Below are 16227 nucleotides of genomic sequence, written 5' to 3' on the forward strand. Positions count from 1 at the left end.
TTCCACCAACCCTTTAATTTCACTATTATAATAATATCATTTTCTACACAAACAATAAAAGATATATGGGTATATTTAGAAAAATTCAAAACAAAAAGGAAGCTGCTTATCGCACGCTTCCTTTTTGTTCAGTCATTGTTAGTGCATTAAGTTTTTGCGTCAGCATTTGAAATGCCTGTCGATCTTGTTTATCAAGGGCTTCATCGATTAATTGAAGGATTTTCTCACGTTGAAAGTGTTCGATACTCCGCTGCAATAATTGTTCTGCAATCATTCCGTCCTTCTCATTTACTTGCAGGTGTTTAGGTACGTATAAATTTTCTTCCAAAACCGCAGCATACTGGTGTGCCTGATTAGAAGCATGGAAGTTTAATTGGATAAAAATATCCTCATCTCGATTTAACCGTATATCGTGGAAGGATTTTTCAGCATCTGTTGTCATTACATTTTCTTTATAAAATCGAAATGGTACCTTATCAACACAATGTGTTGACATAATTAAACCTCTCGGACAATACTGTGCTTGCTCAACAAAATGAACCTTCTCCATCAGTTGATCGTGGCTCATTAAGTAGTTAAGAATCCAAACACATTCTCTTCTCTTTAATTGATAATGATTTAAAAACCAGCGAATAAAGTCCTTCTTCTCGTTGACAGAAACAGGGGTTGCCATGATAGTTTCCCTCCTCTGCAAATTCAGCTTTTTTTAATCTTTCAACCCTGTAAGCCGTTCAAGTAAATCCATATACTCTTCATTTGTTGGATCTTCATTTTGCAACTGTTTAAAAATTTCGGCGGCGCGGTCGGTTTTTCCTTCTTCAATTAGAAAATATCCGTAATCCTGTAAAAACGTTTCATTTTTCTTAAAAAAAGTATATGCACTTTCATATTTGTCTAATGCGTAAGAAAATTTTTCTAGCTTCTGATAGCTTACTGCAGCATCCCATAAAAGTTGGGGCTCTTCATCTTCTCTAATATCCAGTTGAGTGAGTAACTCAATGATATCCTCGTATCTTTCTTGGAGCAAAAAGAGTTTATTTAAGGTCAAGGCCGCTTCCATAAAACCTGGGTCTAATGCTAGGGCTTCACGGTAATACTTTTCTCCTTCCTCGACTTTTCCTAATTTCGTTGCAATTTTTCCACCAAAGAAAAATAACTCTTTATTGAATTCATCTTGTTTTATGCCTTCTTGAATGGTAAGTAAACTATTTTCAAGTTCTCCCTCCCTTTCATATGCTAAAGCAAGGTGTAAATATAGAGAATGATATTCTGAATCCAGCTCTTTTAATTCATTAAATTTCCCTATAGCAGTGCGATAATATCCAGCCTGAAGTGCAGTAAAAGCATAGCCGAATAAAGTGTTAATCTCTAATTTTTCATTAATGGCCTTCTCATAATAAACAAGGGCTTCCTCAAACATTCCAGATGCACTTAAGAGGTCCGCAATCCGTTGATCTATATTCACACCAGCAATTTCATTTACTTCCTTTAGAACCTTTTCGTAAGCTTCCATAGCTTTGGTAACTTCACCTTGATCACTGTATAGTTCACCCAATGCAAAATGGATGATAACTTCATCTGGCAATATCTCTTTTGCCTTTAGAAGTTTTTGTTCACAAACCTCATATAAACCTTGAACTTGATATAGATCGGCTAGCAAAAGTAATGATTGTCCATAATTTGCATCGTGCTCTGAAATCTTTTCAAGCACAAGAATGGCTTCTTCATCTTCCCCAGCTTCGACTAATATTTCACCCAACAGGACGAGTAACTCGCCTTCCTCAGGGAAAGTTTCTAATAAATTTTCTATTAAAGTCCTTGCCTCTTCTAAGAAGCCATATTGATACAGTTCTTCTCCGAGAAGGAATTTTTCATCCGGCATTCCACTTTTTAATACAACATTATATTCAGTTAATGCCTCATTATGTTGACCATTTTCTAACATGGTAATAATTTTATTAACTCGTTCCATTGACTCTTACCTCTCGTTCTCTTAGCTTGTCAAAGAAAAAAATGATGGGGTGCGGACCCTAACATGTTCTCCATATCCAGGTTTAAATATCACGTCATTACCTGCTCGCAGAACGGCCCCCTTGTGAACAGTTACTACAAGTCTATCACTATGATAATGAAATAAATTCATATCATCAACATTCTGGCTTTCGTTTATTTTTGTATAAAGGTTATAACTCACTTCAGTACCACTCATTAAACTAGCTTTATGCGGATATAATCCGATTTTATTCATTACCGAAATAGTCAATGGGCTATTTTCTTCAATTTCTTCATATAGCGCAGGGATATTCTCTCTATTCATTGTACCTTTCCAATTCGACAAAACACTCTTCACTTCCTTCTTCTCAGCTGAAGAAATTATTGGGATTAATGGACAGTTGAAGGGAAACATGGCATCTTTAATCCAGCCCCAAGGAATTTGTTCCAATTCTTCATGGGTTTGAAGATCAACAAAAATGGCAGGTACTTTTTCCTTCTTACATTTTCGAATAAACGATTGAGTAATAAGTCTAATTGGAATCCTTACCCCAATGAGATAGTCTATTGGGCTGCTTAAGAGTGCTGTTTTCAGTTCGGATATCTTTGTGGATAATTCATTTTCGTAGGAAACATTAACATAGGTAAACATGGTAGTGCAACCTTTCAATACAAACTCCTCAATCAAACACTTCTTTAATTCTTGAAAGGTTTTAATTTGTGGAATAGTTGAATTATACAGAACATATGTCGGGGTCATAATGTATGGAGCAGCATTCATTTTTATAAGCCGATAATAGTTAAAATGCGAATCAATCTTGTCTATTCGATTGTTACTAATTAATAGTGAACATGCTTTCATCTGTTTGTCTTTAAGGAGATTGGCATTTTCAATGATATACATTATCCACCACCCTATCTCATTGGATTAATTCCAGGATCAATTTACTCTTTAAGACAAGCTATGCGAAAATTCTCAAAACTATGACTTTGTAACAAAATCTATTTTGTGAAAAAATAAAAGCTGCATCGAAATGCAGCTTTAGTTTATGAGGCTGTTTAAGTGATCAAAGAAGTTCGGGTACGAAACGGAGATGGCTTCTGGGTTATCAAGCTCCGTTTTTTCTTCACATAGGAGTGCCGCTATAGCCAGCATCATTCCAATTCGGTGGTCGCCATGACTTGAAACGGTCCCGCCGTTTAATGGGGATTTTCCATGAATAATCATTCCATCATCAGTTGCTTCGATTTTAGCACCTAATTTTTTTAGTTCATGAACAACTGTATCAATGCGATTAGTTTCTTTAACTTTTAATTCCTCAGCATCTTTAATAATTGTTGTTCCTTCAGCTTGTGTTGCTAAAAGAGCAATAATTGGAATTTCATCAATTAATTTTGGAATTAAATCTCCTTCAACAACTGTACCTTTGAGATTGGATGTTTTAATAATAAGGTCCCCAATCGGTTCAAATGACGATTCCTCATCTTGAACGATCTTTAAGTCCGCACCCATCTTTTGCATGACCTCAATAATTCCTGTTCTTGTTGGGTTTAACCCGACATTTTTTAAGACAACTTCACTTCCTGGAATAATTGCACCTGCTACTAGAAAGAACGCAGCAGACGAAATATCCCCAGGAACGTGAATCGTCGTTCCTGTTAGCTTTTGACCACCTTTGACGATAATCTGTTGATTATCCTTATGGATTTCCCCGCCAAATTTAATGATCATTCTTTCAGTATGATCACGTGTCTCTTCTGGTTCAATAATGACACTTTGACCATCTGCTTGCAGTCCTGCGAGTATTAATGCAGATTTAACCTGTGCACTAGCAACCGGAAGTTGATAATTTACGGGTTTTAACTCCCCGCCGCGAATTGAAATAGGTGTGAAGGAACCATTTTTTCGCCCATCAATCCTGGCACCCAATTCTGATAACGGGTTTGTTACCCTTGTCATTGGCCGTTTTCCGATTGACTCATCACCAACAAGGGAGGAGAAAAATGGTCTTCCTGCCAATATTCCCATTAATAATCGGATCGTTGTTCCAGAGTTACCAACGTCTAATACTTCTGTAGGTTCAATTAACCCCTCAAACCCTTTTCCAATAATGCGAAGTTGACCATCAGATTCCTCTATGGTTACTCCAAGTTTTCGAAAACAAGATATCGTGCTTAAGCAATCTTCCCCAGGTAAGAAATTCGATACCTTTGTTTCACCGTGAGCAATCGAACCAAACATTACAGACCGATGCGATATTGATTTATCCCCAGGAATAGTTATTTCCCCGTTTAAACTTGTTATGTTTGTCTTCAGTTTAAGAGACGTCATGAAAAATCACCTTTTTTTATATTTTGACTCTGTTAACTTGCTTTAAGAACCAATTGATGTTTCAAATTTAGAATAGGTCCCAATACATCGTTCTGCTTTTTGCCGGTCCTCTTCTGTTTGAAAACTAATGACTAAGACACCATTAATATCTTCCCGTGTTTCTAGAATTCGAATATTTGTAATACTAATTTCTTCTTTTGCTAAATAACCGGTGATCTCTGAAATTACACCTGGATAGTCTGGTACATCTACAAACAAATCATAAAATGCCGGAATTGCCCCTTTATCTTTCTGAGGCAGACCATCACGGAATTGTTTTGCTTGATTAAAATAGTCAAATATTGCGGAGCTATTTTCATTTTCAAGCAATTTTTTGACACCACTCATTTCTACTTGCCACTGATCGAGCAAATCAATTAATATTTCGCGATTGTGCAGGAGGATATCCTTCCACATCTTAGGACTGCTTGAGGCAATCCGAGTTATATCTCTAAATCCGCCTGCTGCTAGTCGAGGAATTAGATTCTCTGCTTTTGCTAACTTTTCAGTTTGACGAACAATAGAGGCAGCAATGATATGAGGAAAATGACTGACAATCCCAGTTAGATAATCGTGATTTTCTGGTGTGATGGTTAAAAACTTGGCCTTCGTACCCACTAACCATGATTTTAATATTTCAACCCTTGATTCTTCTATATGTTCCTGTGGAGTTAACAGGTAAAACGCATTTTCAAATAGAATTTCTTTTGCAGCAGATACACCACTTTTATGAGAACCCGCCATTGGATGACCACCAATAAAGGTGACCCCTCGATCCTTTAGGCTTTTGGCACTTCCAACAATCTTGCTTTTTGTACTTCCTGTATCTGTCACGATAACCTCTGGATGAAGAGGGAGACCCGAAAGGAACTGAATAATTTCCTCCGTTTCATTTACAGGTGCAGAAATAATAATTAAATTAGCATCAATTGCTCCACTGTAGATATCTTCCGCTATTTCATCAATAACACCAAGCATTTTTGCGAGTCTTGCTTGTTCACTATTAATATCAAAACCTACAATTGTTACGTCCTCATGTGCCTTTTTTATACAAAGGGCAAGAGAACCGCCAATTAATCCTAAGCCAATAACAAAAACTCGGCCTTTCAATGATAACTCCCCCTAAACAACAAACCAAAACTTGTTTTACTTTTGAGTTAAAAACTCTCCTAATGCATTGAGGACACCTTCATTTTGTTCAAAGGAACCTACGGTAATTCTAACCCCATTTGGGAAACCAAGAGCTTTTCCGGAACGAACGATATAGCCTTTCTCCAATAGATTTTGGAATACATGGTCCCCATCCATTTTACAATCAATTAAAATAAAATTTGTTTGGGATGGATAATAATCTAGGTTATACTTCCTACAGAATTCATAGAACTGTTCCAGTCCTTGTCTGTTCTTTACTTTACAATTGTTGATAAATTCTTGATCAATGATTGCAGCAGTTGCCGCTAATTGACCTAGTGAATTGACATTAAAAGGCTCTCTAGCCGGCTCAAGCGCTTTAATGATTGATCGATTAGCAACCCCATAACCTATTCTTAAGGCAGCAAGTCCATATATTTTTGAGAAAGTCCTGAGGACGATTAAATTTTCATATTTTCTAGCTAATTTAACGGAATCATAGTAATCTTCAGCGACAACATATTCATAATAAGCTTCATCAAGTACGACCAGAATATCTGTTGGAACTTTCTCTAGAAAAGCTAATAAGTTAGATTCTGGTATATATGTACCTGTAGGGTTATTAGGGCTGCACAGCCAAATCACATTGGTCTGATCATCAATAGCCTCCATCATCGCTTCCAAATCATGTTCCCCATTTAAAAGAGGTACTTCTATACAAGTTGCCCCTTCAATCACTGCGTTATGCTTGTATTGAGAAAAGGAAGGTGTCGCCATTATAGTATTGGAATTAGGATGTAGAAGTGCTCTTGAAATGATTTGAATTAAATTATCCGAGCCATTACCAAATATTAATTCCTCTCCATCAACCTGTAAAAATGCAGAGAGTGTCTCTCTTAAAGTAGTTGCGTAGCCATCTGGGTAAATTGCTAAACTGGTTTGATTCGATTGAAGAGCCTCTAGAGCATGTGCAGAGCATCCAAACGGATTTTCATTTGATGCTAACTTTACTATTTTATCAAGGTTATATTGCCTCTTAACTGCCTCTATTGATTTCCCTGGTTGATAGGGAGTCAGTTGTAATAACTGCTCTTTCCATCTCATATTTATCACTCCGTTCGTAAAAGGTTATTCTAAAAGAACATTACAAAATTCCACCTATTTTGCTAGGCTGCTGCCAAGGTCAGGTCTGAGAACTGTTGCACCTTTTAAGTATACATGAATAATATCTTCTTGTGGTTCGTTAGTATTCACATGCATCATGACCCTAACACACATCTTTAAAGAATTGGGAACAGGAATTTCCTGCATACACATAACAGGTACGTAAGTCCACCCTTCGAGCTTACGAAGAGCCTTAGCAGGAAATGCTGCATTTACGTCTTCGGTTGTTGAAATGAAAATTGATCCGACTTGATCTGGTTGAATTTGATTTTCATCAATTAACCTCGTAAGAAGTTCTTCTGTTGCAGAGATAATTACATTCTCTGAATTCTCATCAACCGTGATTGCACCTCTCACCCCTCTAATCAAAACACTACCCCCTTTTAATAACTGTTTAATTCTTCAAGTAAAACTGCATCCGATAATTCCTTTACAATTGGTTGACCCAATTGTTCTAGTAGTACAAATCGAATTGCATGCCTAACTGACTTTTTATCCTGCTTCATTTTGTTGATTAATTTCTCATATGATAGATTCCCTGGAACTTTCGATTCATAACCTAGTCTCTCAATCCAGTCTATAAACTCTTCTATATCGAAAGTAAGTCCAAGTAATTGTTTACTTAGCTTTAGGGCAAAAATCATTCCAATCATAACGGCTTCCCCGTGGGTAAAGTTGCCATAACCCATTTCTGATTCAATGGCATGTCCTAGCGTGTGTCCTAAATTCAAGTAGGCCCTGATCCCATTTTCTCTTTCATCTTGACCAACGATTTTACCTTTTACTTTTATACCTTTTATTAAGGATTCAGATAATATCTCCTTTGGTATGGTTCGAAGGTCTTGGACATTATCTTTTAGCCAATGATAGAAATCGACATCATCAATAAGTGCATGTTTAATAACCTCAGCAAAACCAGAACGAATTTCATGAACTGGCAGTGTTGTAAGGAATGCTAAATCATAAAAAACCGCTTCTGGCTGATGGAAGGCCCCAATCATGTTTTTCCCCAGTGGATGATTAATGGCTACCTTGCCGCCAACGGCACTGTCATGAGCCAAAATTGTGGTTGGGATTTGTATAAACGGAATGCCCCTCATAAAGGATGCGGCAACAAATCCTGCCAAATCTCCAACTGCCCCGCCTCCAAAAGAGAGAATAACAGATTTACGGTCCAGTTGGTTTTCAAGAGCTGTTGACAGCGCATCATAATAAACATCGAACGTTTTTGCTTTCTCACCACTAGGAGCTGTATAAACTATCGGGTTAAATGAATTCAACTCCAACAATAATTTTTCCAGATGCAAATTCGCTACAGTTTCATCAGTAATAATTAATATTCTGGTCAGTCCTGCAAAATGATTGGCCAAAAAAGGGCCAATTTCCTTACTAACTCCTTCGCCCACAAAAACATTATAGTTTTTCGACTCTGTATGAATTTGAATGGTTTCCATTAAAATTCCCTCGCAAATTCCCGCTGCCTTTTAATTTCCTCTGCAAAAGTCTCAAACCGGTCACTGTAAAATTGTTCAACCAATGCATTTGCAAGTTCCCATGCAACAACACTTTCTGCAACTACTGCTGCAGCAGGCACAGCACAACTATCTGAACGTTCTACACTTGCAGCAAAAGGCTCTTTTGTGTCAATATCAACACTCATTAAGGGTTTATATAATGTTGGGATTGGTTTCATCACACCTCTAACCACAACAGGCATGCCTGTTGTCATTCCGCCTTCAAATCCTCCAAGACGATTTGTTTTACGGTAGTAACCTTTTTCTTGGTCCCATGCTATTTCATCATGAACTTCACTTCCAGGCTTCCGTGCAGCTTCAAATCCAATGCCAATTTCTACACCTTTGAAGGCATTAATACTCATAATCGCAGCTGCTAACTTTCCATCCAATTTACGATCATAGTGAACGTAGCTTCCCACGCCTGCTGGCATCCCCGTAGCAATCACTTCCACGACGCCGCCAATCGAATCCCCATTTTTCTTAGCTTCATCTATGGCAGCCATCATATCGCTCTCTACATTAGGGTCAGCACATCGTACAGGGGAATTTTCTGTCTTCTCCTTTAATTCCGCAAAAGAGATTGAGCTATCGAAATTAGCTTTTATTCCACCTATTTCAACCACATGTGAAACTAATTCAACACCTACTAATGATAATAGCTTTTTGGCAATAGAACCTGCTGCCACTCTCACGGTTGTTTCACGTGCAGAAGAACGTTCAAGAACGTTTCTCATATCCCGGTGCCCATATTTTATTGCTCCATTTAGATCTGCATGACCTGGACGGGCACGAGTAACTTTCCGTTTTATTTCATCTTCTTGTCCTTCTTCTAATAGTTCTGCCCCCATAATCTTCGTCCAATGCTTCCAGTCATTGTTTTCAACGACTAAGGCAATGGGAGAGCCAAGAGTATATCCGTGACGGACTCCAGAAACAATTTGAGCTGTATCTTTTTCAATTTGCATTCTTCTTCCACGACCATAACCCTTTTGGCGTCGCGATAATTCTTCATTTATATCTTCCAATAATAATGGCATTCCTGCAGGGAGGCCTTCTATAATTGTTGTTAATTGCGGCCCATGGGATTCTCCTGCAGTTAAATATCTCATTCCCATTTCACTTTCCCCCTTCAACTCATTAAAGAATTTTGTATCAATATACCATATACAGCGCAATAAACATAGTATAAGAAATCAGAAAAAAGAGAATAAAATTCAGAAAAAAAAGGCATTCGTATATTGACTATACAAATGCCCCTCTTCTAATTGGATTAGTAAATCCATTCGTTTACTAGTTTATTGTATTCTACTACTCCAGAATCTTTAAAAAATAATCCAATTTCACGCTCTGCACTTGCAGGTGAATCAGAACCATGGATTACATTTTTTCCTACAGTTAAACCAAAATCACCGCGAATCGTTCCAGGCGCCGCATCCTTCGGATTAGTAGAACCCATCATTTGACGAGCGGTAGCGATTACATTCTCGCCTTGCCATACCATTGCAAAAACCGGTCCGGAAGTAATAAAGTCTACTAATTCTCCGAAGAATGGGCGCTCTTTATGTTCACCATAGTGTTCTTCAGCTAGCTCATTTGGAATACTCATTAATTTAGCTCCAACCAATTGAAAGCCCTTTCTTTCAAAACGTGATACGATTTCTCCAATTAGGTTACGTTGAACACCATCTGGTTTTACCATTAAAAATGTTTTTTCCATGAATTCCACTCCTAAAAAAATTATTATGTATAATGATTGTTTTTTAGATAACAATCCATGAAAAATATTATCATTTTTTCGAAAATTTAACAAGTTAGTTTAAAATTTTCGTTTCCCTATAAACTTTGCGATATCGCGAAGAGTTTTTTTCGCTTTATTTGTAGGTAACCCCTCTAGTTCTGCTAAGGCTTTTTTGAGGTACAGATCACTAAGGGCAATTGATTTTTCAATTGCATCTGAGTTTTTTATGATGGAGATAATCTTTGTAATGTCTGAAGGATCCATTGATTCATGAACCTTTTCAATCTCTATACGTATTTCATCCTTTTCCATCGCATAAAGGGCAGGGGCAGTAATATTTCCCTGCAAAAGGTCTCCCCCAGCAGGTTTTCCTAGTTCCTGCTCAGTAGAGGTAAAATCCAAAATATCATCAATAATTTGATAAGACATGCCAACGTAATACCCAAAACGGAAGAGTTTTTTATGGACGGATTCCTCTACATTAGCAGCGATGGCTCCTAATTGACAGCTGACGGCAATTAATAAAGCCGTTTTTCTCTTAATTCGACGAAGATAATCGCGAAGATTTTGATTAAAACGATACTTATCTTTTATTTGTTGAATTTCGCCTAGTGAAACTTCAACGATTGTATTGGCTAAGATTTTATGAGCAATTGGATTTTCAATGTTAGTCATCAATTCTATTGCTAGAGCAAAAACAAAGTCACCGGTATACATGGCTATTTTGTTATCCCATTTAGACTTCACGGTTGGTTGTCCACGACGCAGATCTGCATCGTCAATCACATCATCATGGACAAGTGATGCCATATGAATTAATTCAAGTGCAACAGCAACATTCTTCATCACATGTATATCATAATTACCAAATTTACCAGCAAGCAAAACAAAAACAGGACGAATTCTTTTTCCTCCGGCTTGTAATGTATGCATAGAAGCTTGTTTAAGTAGAAGAGATTCTGCCTCAATGGTCTCTTCCAACTTTTTTTCAATCAAATTAATATCCGAATTCAAAAATGAATACATCATTTTTAATTTCATTTGTATTCACCCAGCTTTTCATCCTGTCTTCAAGTTCAATAAATTAATTTTTTTTACCAATATGAACAGCTGCAGCGCCGCCGCTATAAGGTTTATATTTCACATCTTTGAAGCCGGCCAGTTCAAACATTTTAGCAAGCTCCCTCATCCCTGGAAAATCACGTGCGGACTCATGCAGCCAAGCATATTCCCGATAACTTTTTGCAAGCAATTTACCAAACATCGGCATGATAAAACGGAAATAAAAATAATAAAGCTGTTTATATCCAATTAAAGTAGGTTGTGATGTCTCCAAACAGACAGCAATTCCGCCAGGTTTTACCACACGGTGCATTTCTTTTAATACGGTCAGGTAATCAGGGACATTTCTTAAACCAAAGCCAATGGTTACATAGTCAAAACTATTATCTGGAAAAGGGAGTTCCATTGCATTCCCATGTACTAATTTTACCTGATTTAACCCCAGGTCCTTAACCTTTTCAATCCCCACATTGAGCATGTTTTGGCTAAAATCCAGACCAATAACGCCACCGTTTGGACCCACAGCCTCCGCTAATGCTATTGTCCAATCCGCAGTACCGCAGCAAACATCAAGAGCTCGTGAACCCGGCTGTACATTCATCCTTTTCATTGTGTCTTTCCGCCACTTGATGTGTTGTTGAAAACTGATAACAGAATTCATTTTATCGTAGTTATCGGAAATCTTTTCAAACACATTGTGAACCCGCTGTTCTTTCGAATCCTGCATGTTTATATTACCCTTCTTCCACAAAAGTTTTTGCATTTGGCTGGTACTGGTTTAAGAGCGACATTATTCTCTTTTCTAGTAGTTCATTTAAATACGGAAGTTGTGCTAATCCTTTTTCAATCACTTTTTTTGTTTTTTCAAGATACAGGTCACAATATTGAAACAAGTGACTTTTTTGCTCACTTGATAATTCATTCAATTTAAAGTTATTAATTGGATAAACAATTGATTTCAACGCTTCAAACAAAACTGAGCTTTCCGTTTTAATAAATTGAGTCTTTTCATTTAATAACCGTTTAAACAGAAGCAAATTCTCAAGAAAATCATTCCAAAGATCCACTTTAAAATATTCTGAAAGATTTCCTAGTAAGGAACTTTCTATCCGCTTTATACTGGTCATTAATTCATCTATTGACACTAATTCATTTTGATAAACAGAAATTTTATTTTCATTAACTTCTTTAATCCCTTTTGAAAGTGCCTTGATCATCAATATATCTTCTGATTCTGCCAAAAGCTTATAGTATAGGCCGCTAAAGTAATCACCAGCAAGGACAGTTAATTGACGATTTTTTTCATCAACTGATGCATCTGATATATGTTCATGGGTATCAAGGGCGATTTGGATTAACATTGTGGATAAGGCATAATTCTGCATATCGCTGTATGACAATTCGAGTCGTTCCATAATGGAGATTAAGATAAGAAGTTTATCTTCATCAATAATTGGAATTTCAATATATTTAAGCAAGTATGTGTCACAAACTCTTTTTTCAACTTGCTCTCGAATATTTGTAAATTTTTGTCGAATGTCCAGCAAAAAAATCACCCTTGCTTCCCCTAAGTAATGTCTTTATGTATTCTTATTTCCTATTTGAATAGTAAAATTCATGCCAATTAATAAAGAAAATCCTAATCATTTTCTAAAAACAAGGCAGACACCATTATACCATAAAAGGTTTTCTTTAGGCAGAAATTCACAAAATAATCATTTTAGCTGCTATGAAATAAGATGAAAACAGTGTGATTAGAATTATTTTTTTATTTCACTTTCAATTTCACCGAGGTGTGTTAATATTTTCGCATTTCCCCTGATTTTAATTGCTGAAGTATGCTCAGTAAATTGAGCAATTAGGACTTCTCCTTTATCCAGTTTCTCTGAATGATGAAACTTAGTATCAGATCCCCTGGTTAAGCCGATCACATTTACTCCATCATCGATTGCCTTAATCACTACATACTCACTATTTTGATTATATCGTTTCTCCATTTAATCACCTCAAATACTGTTTGAAAATTGGACTAATACTTAATTAAAGAAAGCACTTCCGACCGTGCAATAGCATCATCCGAGAGAATACCGCGGACTGCAGTGGTTACAGTTTTTGAACCGGGCTTTTTAACACCGCGCATGGTCATACACATATGCTCTGCTTCAACCACTACCATGACCCCGTGTGGATCTAGTTTTTCCATCATACTGTCGGCAATCGTGGAAGTGATCCGTTCTTGGAGCTGAGGCCGCTTTGCGACGGCTTCCACTGCCCTTGCTAATTTACTTAATCCAGTCACACGTCCATTTTTAGGAATGTATGCTACGTGTGCTTTTCCAAAGAAAGGTACAAGATGATGTTCACACATGGAATAAAATGGGATATCTTTTACCAATACCAACTCTTCATGATCTTCACTAAAGATTGTTTCAAAATGCTTCTTTGGGTCCTCGTTTAAGCCGCTAAAAACTTCTTCATACATTTTTGCCACTCGTTTTGGTGTATCATGAAGACCTTCACGATTTGGGTCTTCACCGATTGCTTCTAATATTAAACGTACCGCTTCTTCAATTTGGGCACGATTCACTTGTGACATATAAAAATTCCTCCTAATGATCAGTCAAGTATATATGACAAATACATATTAGCACATTCATTAAAGCTCAAGCAAAAATATAGAAAAAAGGCCATGGACTTTACCATGACCTTTTTGCTTAAGCATTCGCCTATAGCAATAAATTTATGTAATTATTTTACTGCGTCTTTAAGCGCTTTACCTGGTTTGAATGCTGGAACTTTGCTAGCAGCGATATCGATTTCCTCACCTGTTTGAGGGTTACGACCTTTACGTGCTGCACGCTCACGTACTTCAAAGTTTCCAAAACCGATTAATTGTACTTTATCACCATTTTTTAAAGCATCTAAAATCGCATCAAAAACAGCATCAACTGCTTTAGTTGCGTCCTTTTTAGAAAGTTCGCTAGCTTCAGCAACTGCATTAATAAGTTCTGTCTTGTTCATGCCTTTCACCTCCTCCCAAAGAAATTATCAAGATTCGTAAATAAGATTACTTATCTACATTTCTAAACAATTTTTCTAATTTCTATACGTCATAGCGCAGTTTTATTACCAAATAATCTAAAATGATTAAATTAGTAATTCAAATCTACTTTTTTTAGGAAAAACCCTGATGGGATAAGGGTTCGCACACTATAACGTAATTCAGTTAAAAGATTATCATAATCAATACAGCATATCAAGAAGAATTCATGAAATTATGGTAATCTTTTCTTTGATTCAACAAATTTCTACTTATTTCGACCTATTTTGGTAGATATTATAAAATACTGGGAGTTTCCCTCCATATCAAGCCCCCTTTTTCACAAGGGCTGTGTTAATTTTGCATGTTGATTTGCGCTCCAGGCGCTTTAGCGCCTGCGGGGTCTTTCCAGTCCCGTACTCCAGGAGTCTCGCGCCCTCCGCTCCAATCAATATAGATACAATATCAACTATAACCTCTAACACAGCCTTCAACAAAAAAAAGGACTCCGATTGGGAGTCCATAGCCTAAAGGATGATGGCAATTAAGCCGCCTGATCCCTCGTTTATAATTCTCTCTAATGTCTCTTTTAATTTATATCTTGCATTTTCCGGCATTAAGGAAAGCTTTGCTTGGATGCCTTCTCGAACGATGGAGCTTAGACTACGGCCAAAGATATCTGAATTCCAGATCGATAATGGATCATCTTCGAAATCCTGCATTAGATATCTTACAAGTTCTTCACTTTGCTTTTCAGTACCAATGATCGGTGCAAATTCTGATTCAACATCCACTTTAATCATATGAATGGATGGCGCTACAGCCCGCAGCCTGACACCAAATCTTGCACCTTGACGAATAATTTCCGGTTCTTCAAGACTCATATCGGAAAGAGTTGGCGAAGCAATACCGTAACCCGTTTGTTTCACCATTTTTAACGCATCGGCAATGTGGTCATATTCTGCTTTAGCATGAGCAAAATCTTGCATTAATTCGAGCAGATGATCTTTCCCGCGGATTTCGACTCCGACGATTTCTTTTAAAATATCATCATATAATTCATCCGGTGCATATAAATCGATTTCAGCTACCCCTGAGCCCATTTCGATTCCTGCTAATCCTGCTCTTTCAATGAATTCAAACTCACTAAAGTGTTGGACCACTCTATCCACATCTCTTAATCTCTTGATATCTTTTACTGTATCCTTGACAGCCTCTTGATAGCTTTCTCGAAGCCAGTGGTTTTCTCTTAGGACCATTACCCAACTTGGCAGATTCACGTTAACTTCAAGGACTGGGAACTCGTAAAGTGCTTCACGAAGGACATTAAGGACATCGCTGTCACGCATACTTTCAACACTCATCGCAATTACAGGGATATCATATTTGTCTGCTAAGCTTGATCTTAATGTTTCAGTGCTTGGATGGTATGGCTGTGCACTGTTAACGACCATGATAAACGGCTTGCCAACTTCCTTCAGTTCGTTTATCACTCGTTCTTCAGCTTCAATATAGTTACTTCTTGGAATCTCACCAATCGTTCCATCGGTTGTTACAACGACTCCAATGGTAGAATGCTCTTGAATAACTTTCCTTGTGCCAATTTCAGCAGCTTCATGGAAAGGAATCGGTTCCTCATACCAAGGGGTCGTGATCATTCTTGGACCATTTTCATCCTCATAACCTTTCGCACCTGGAACCGTATAGCCGACACAATCAACAAGCCTGATATTAACATTTAATCCATCATCAACATGAACGGTGGCCGCTTGATTCGGCACAAATTTCGGTTCAGTTGTCATAATTGTTTTTCCAGCCGCGCTTTGAGGTAACTCATCAAGTGCACGTGACCTCTCAGCTTCACTGTTTATATTCGGTAACACAACAAGCTCCATAAATTTTTTAATAAATGTAGATTTTCCAGTTCGTACTGCTCCTACTACTCCTAAGTAAATATCACCGCCAGTTCTCTCGGCAATATCTTTAAAAATATCAACCTTTTCCAAGTGATCCCCTCCCGATCATAGAGTAAAGTGGGATTAAACATCCATTTAGGTATTTTTGGACAATATATGTTTATGACGTTGTCCTATAATGTTATGACACTTTTCTAAAAATTTTTTACCCCCTTATAAAAAATTTACTAGGTTCTCTTGTATCTATAGTGTCTGAACATTTGAGATAGTGGAGGGTTTCAATATATGTTTTCTTT

At 37.3% G+C, this 16227-nt stretch carries 17 protein-coding genes; all 17 read right to left on the bottom strand.

The window, feature by feature from the left end:
- Positions 1 to 106 precede the first annotated feature (106 nt).
- The gene (locus tag V7137_RS00190; RefSeq protein WP_335455430.1) at positions 107 to 673 is read right to left on the bottom strand and encodes a ReoY family proteolytic degradation factor; all 567 of its coding nucleotides are present in this window, start codon (positions 671 to 673) and stop codon (positions 107 to 109) included.
- Positions 674 to 706: 33 nt separating this feature from the next.
- Positions 707 to 1972: a tetratricopeptide repeat protein gene (locus V7137_RS00195; protein WP_335455432.1), complete on the bottom strand. Its 1266-nt coding sequence runs from the start codon at positions 1970 to 1972 to the stop codon at positions 707 to 709.
- A 21-nt stretch (positions 1973 to 1993) separates the two neighbouring features.
- On the bottom strand, positions 1994 to 2896 hold the full coding sequence (locus V7137_RS00200; protein ID WP_335455435.1) for a hypothetical protein: 903 nt from the start codon (positions 2894 to 2896) through the stop codon (positions 1994 to 1996).
- 138 nt (positions 2897 to 3034) lie between these two features.
- On the bottom strand, positions 3035 to 4324 hold the full coding sequence (gene aroA, locus V7137_RS00205; protein WP_335455438.1) for a 3-phosphoshikimate 1-carboxyvinyltransferase: 1290 nt from the start codon (positions 4322 to 4324) through the stop codon (positions 3035 to 3037).
- A gap of 42 nt (positions 4325 to 4366) precedes the next feature.
- Positions 4367 to 5473 carry a prephenate dehydrogenase gene (locus V7137_RS00210; protein WP_335455441.1) on the bottom strand — a complete coding sequence of 369 codons (1107 nt, stop codon included), beginning with the start codon at positions 5471 to 5473 and terminating at the stop codon, positions 4367 to 4369.
- Positions 5474 to 5509: 36 nt separating this feature from the next.
- On the bottom strand, positions 5510 to 6598 hold the full coding sequence (gene hisC / locus V7137_RS00215; protein ID WP_335455444.1) for a histidinol-phosphate transaminase: 1089 nt from the start codon (positions 6596 to 6598) through the stop codon (positions 5510 to 5512).
- 54 nt (positions 6599 to 6652) lie between these two features.
- Positions 6653 to 7027: a chorismate mutase gene (aroH, locus tag V7137_RS00220; RefSeq protein WP_335455446.1), complete on the bottom strand. Its 375-nt coding sequence runs from the start codon at positions 7025 to 7027 to the stop codon at positions 6653 to 6655.
- Between the two features lie 14 nt (positions 7028 to 7041).
- On the bottom strand, positions 7042 to 8112 hold the full coding sequence (gene aroB, locus V7137_RS00225; protein ID WP_335455448.1) for a 3-dehydroquinate synthase: 1071 nt from the start codon (positions 8110 to 8112) through the stop codon (positions 7042 to 7044).
- A complete protein-coding gene (aroC, locus tag V7137_RS00230; protein ID WP_335455514.1) occupies positions 8112 to 9284 on the bottom strand; it encodes a chorismate synthase in 1173 nt (390 codons plus the stop codon). Before aroC ends, aroB begins: the two co-directional genes overlap by 1 nt.
- Positions 9285 to 9445: 161 nt before the next feature.
- Positions 9446 to 9892, bottom strand: coding sequence for a nucleoside-diphosphate kinase (ndk, locus tag V7137_RS00235; protein WP_026563926.1), 447 nt, complete (start codon positions 9890 to 9892; stop codon positions 9446 to 9448).
- Between the two features lie 99 nt (positions 9893 to 9991).
- Positions 9992 to 10954 carry a heptaprenyl diphosphate synthase component II gene (gene hepT / locus V7137_RS00240; protein ID WP_335455451.1) on the bottom strand — a complete coding sequence of 321 codons (963 nt, stop codon included), beginning with the start codon at positions 10952 to 10954 and terminating at the stop codon, positions 9992 to 9994.
- A 43-nt stretch (positions 10955 to 10997) separates the two neighbouring features.
- Complete coding sequence (locus tag V7137_RS00245) at positions 10998 to 11702, bottom strand: demethylmenaquinone methyltransferase (protein WP_335455454.1); 705 nt, start codon at positions 11700 to 11702, stop codon at positions 10998 to 11000.
- Positions 11703 to 11709: 7 nt separating this feature from the next.
- Positions 11710 to 12531, bottom strand: a complete 822-nt coding sequence (locus V7137_RS00250; RefSeq protein WP_308128823.1) for a heptaprenyl diphosphate synthase component 1 — start codon at positions 12529 to 12531, stop codon at positions 11710 to 11712.
- A gap of 204 nt (positions 12532 to 12735) precedes the next feature.
- Positions 12736 to 12972 carry a trp RNA-binding attenuation protein MtrB gene (gene mtrB, locus V7137_RS00255; protein WP_218349080.1) on the bottom strand — a complete coding sequence of 79 codons (237 nt, stop codon included), beginning with the start codon at positions 12970 to 12972 and terminating at the stop codon, positions 12736 to 12738.
- 32 nt (positions 12973 to 13004) lie between these two features.
- Entirely contained in the window at positions 13005 to 13571 is a 567-nt protein-coding gene (gene folE, locus V7137_RS00260; protein WP_218349081.1) for a GTP cyclohydrolase I FolE, read from the bottom strand.
- 152 nt (positions 13572 to 13723) lie between these two features.
- Positions 13724 to 13996: an HU family DNA-binding protein gene (locus V7137_RS00265; protein ID WP_026563932.1), complete on the bottom strand. Its 273-nt coding sequence runs from the start codon at positions 13994 to 13996 to the stop codon at positions 13724 to 13726.
- Between the two features lie 546 nt (positions 13997 to 14542).
- On the bottom strand, positions 14543 to 16021 hold the full coding sequence (gene spoIVA, locus V7137_RS00270) for a stage IV sporulation protein A (RefSeq protein WP_218349084.1): 1479 nt from the start codon (positions 16019 to 16021) through the stop codon (positions 14543 to 14545).
- Between the last annotated feature and the right edge of the window lie 206 nt (positions 16022 to 16227).

It is taken from the genome of Neobacillus drentensis, from assembly GCF_036962765.1.
Taxonomy (GTDB): Bacteria; Bacillota; Bacilli; order Bacillales; family Cytobacillaceae; genus Neobacillus; species Neobacillus drentensis_C.

What these genes read in the sequence shown, in the direction of transcription:
- V7137_RS00190 (WP_335455430.1), bottom strand. Translation starts at nt 673, where the DNA reads ATGGCAACCCCTGTTTCTGTCAACGAGAAGAAGGACTTTATTCGCTGG.
- V7137_RS00195 (WP_335455432.1), bottom strand. Translation starts at nt 1,972, where the DNA reads ATGGAACGAGTTAATAAAATTATTACCATGTTAGAAAATGGTCAACAT.
- V7137_RS00200 (WP_335455435.1), bottom strand. Translation starts at nt 2,896, where the DNA reads ATGTATATCATTGAAAATGCCAATCTCCTTAAAGACAAACAGATGAAA.
- aroA (WP_335455438.1), bottom strand. Translation starts at nt 4,324, where the DNA reads ATGACGTCTCTTAAACTGAAGACAAACATAACAAGTTTAAACGGGGAA.
- hisC (WP_335455444.1), bottom strand. Translation starts at nt 6,598, where the DNA reads ATGAGATGGAAAGAGCAGTTATTACAACTGACTCCCTATCAACCAGGG.
- aroB (WP_335455448.1), bottom strand. Translation starts at nt 8,112, where the DNA reads ATGGAAACCATTCAAATTCATACAGAGTCGAAAAACTATAATGTTTTT.
- aroC (WP_335455514.1), bottom strand. Translation starts at nt 9,284, where the DNA reads ATGAGATATTTAACTGCAGGAGAATCCCATGGGCCGCAATTAACAACA.
- ndk (WP_026563926.1), bottom strand. Translation starts at nt 9,892, where the DNA reads ATGGAAAAAACATTTTTAATGGTAAAACCAGATGGTGTTCAACGTAAC.
- hepT (WP_335455451.1), bottom strand. Translation starts at nt 10,954, where the DNA reads ATGAAATTAAAAATGATGTATTCATTTTTGAATTCGGATATTAATTTG.
- V7137_RS00245 (WP_335455454.1), bottom strand. Translation starts at nt 11,702, where the DNA reads ATGCAGGATTCGAAAGAACAGCGGGTTCACAATGTGTTTGAAAAGATT.
- mtrB (WP_218349080.1), bottom strand. Translation starts at nt 12,972, where the DNA reads ATGGAGAAACGATATAATCAAAATAGTGAGTATGTAGTGATTAAGGCA.
- folE (WP_218349081.1), bottom strand. Translation starts at nt 13,571, where the DNA reads ATGTCACAAGTGAATCGTGCCCAAATTGAAGAAGCGGTACGTTTAATA.
- V7137_RS00265 (WP_026563932.1), bottom strand. Translation starts at nt 13,996, where the DNA reads ATGAACAAGACAGAACTTATTAATGCAGTTGCTGAAGCTAGCGAACTT.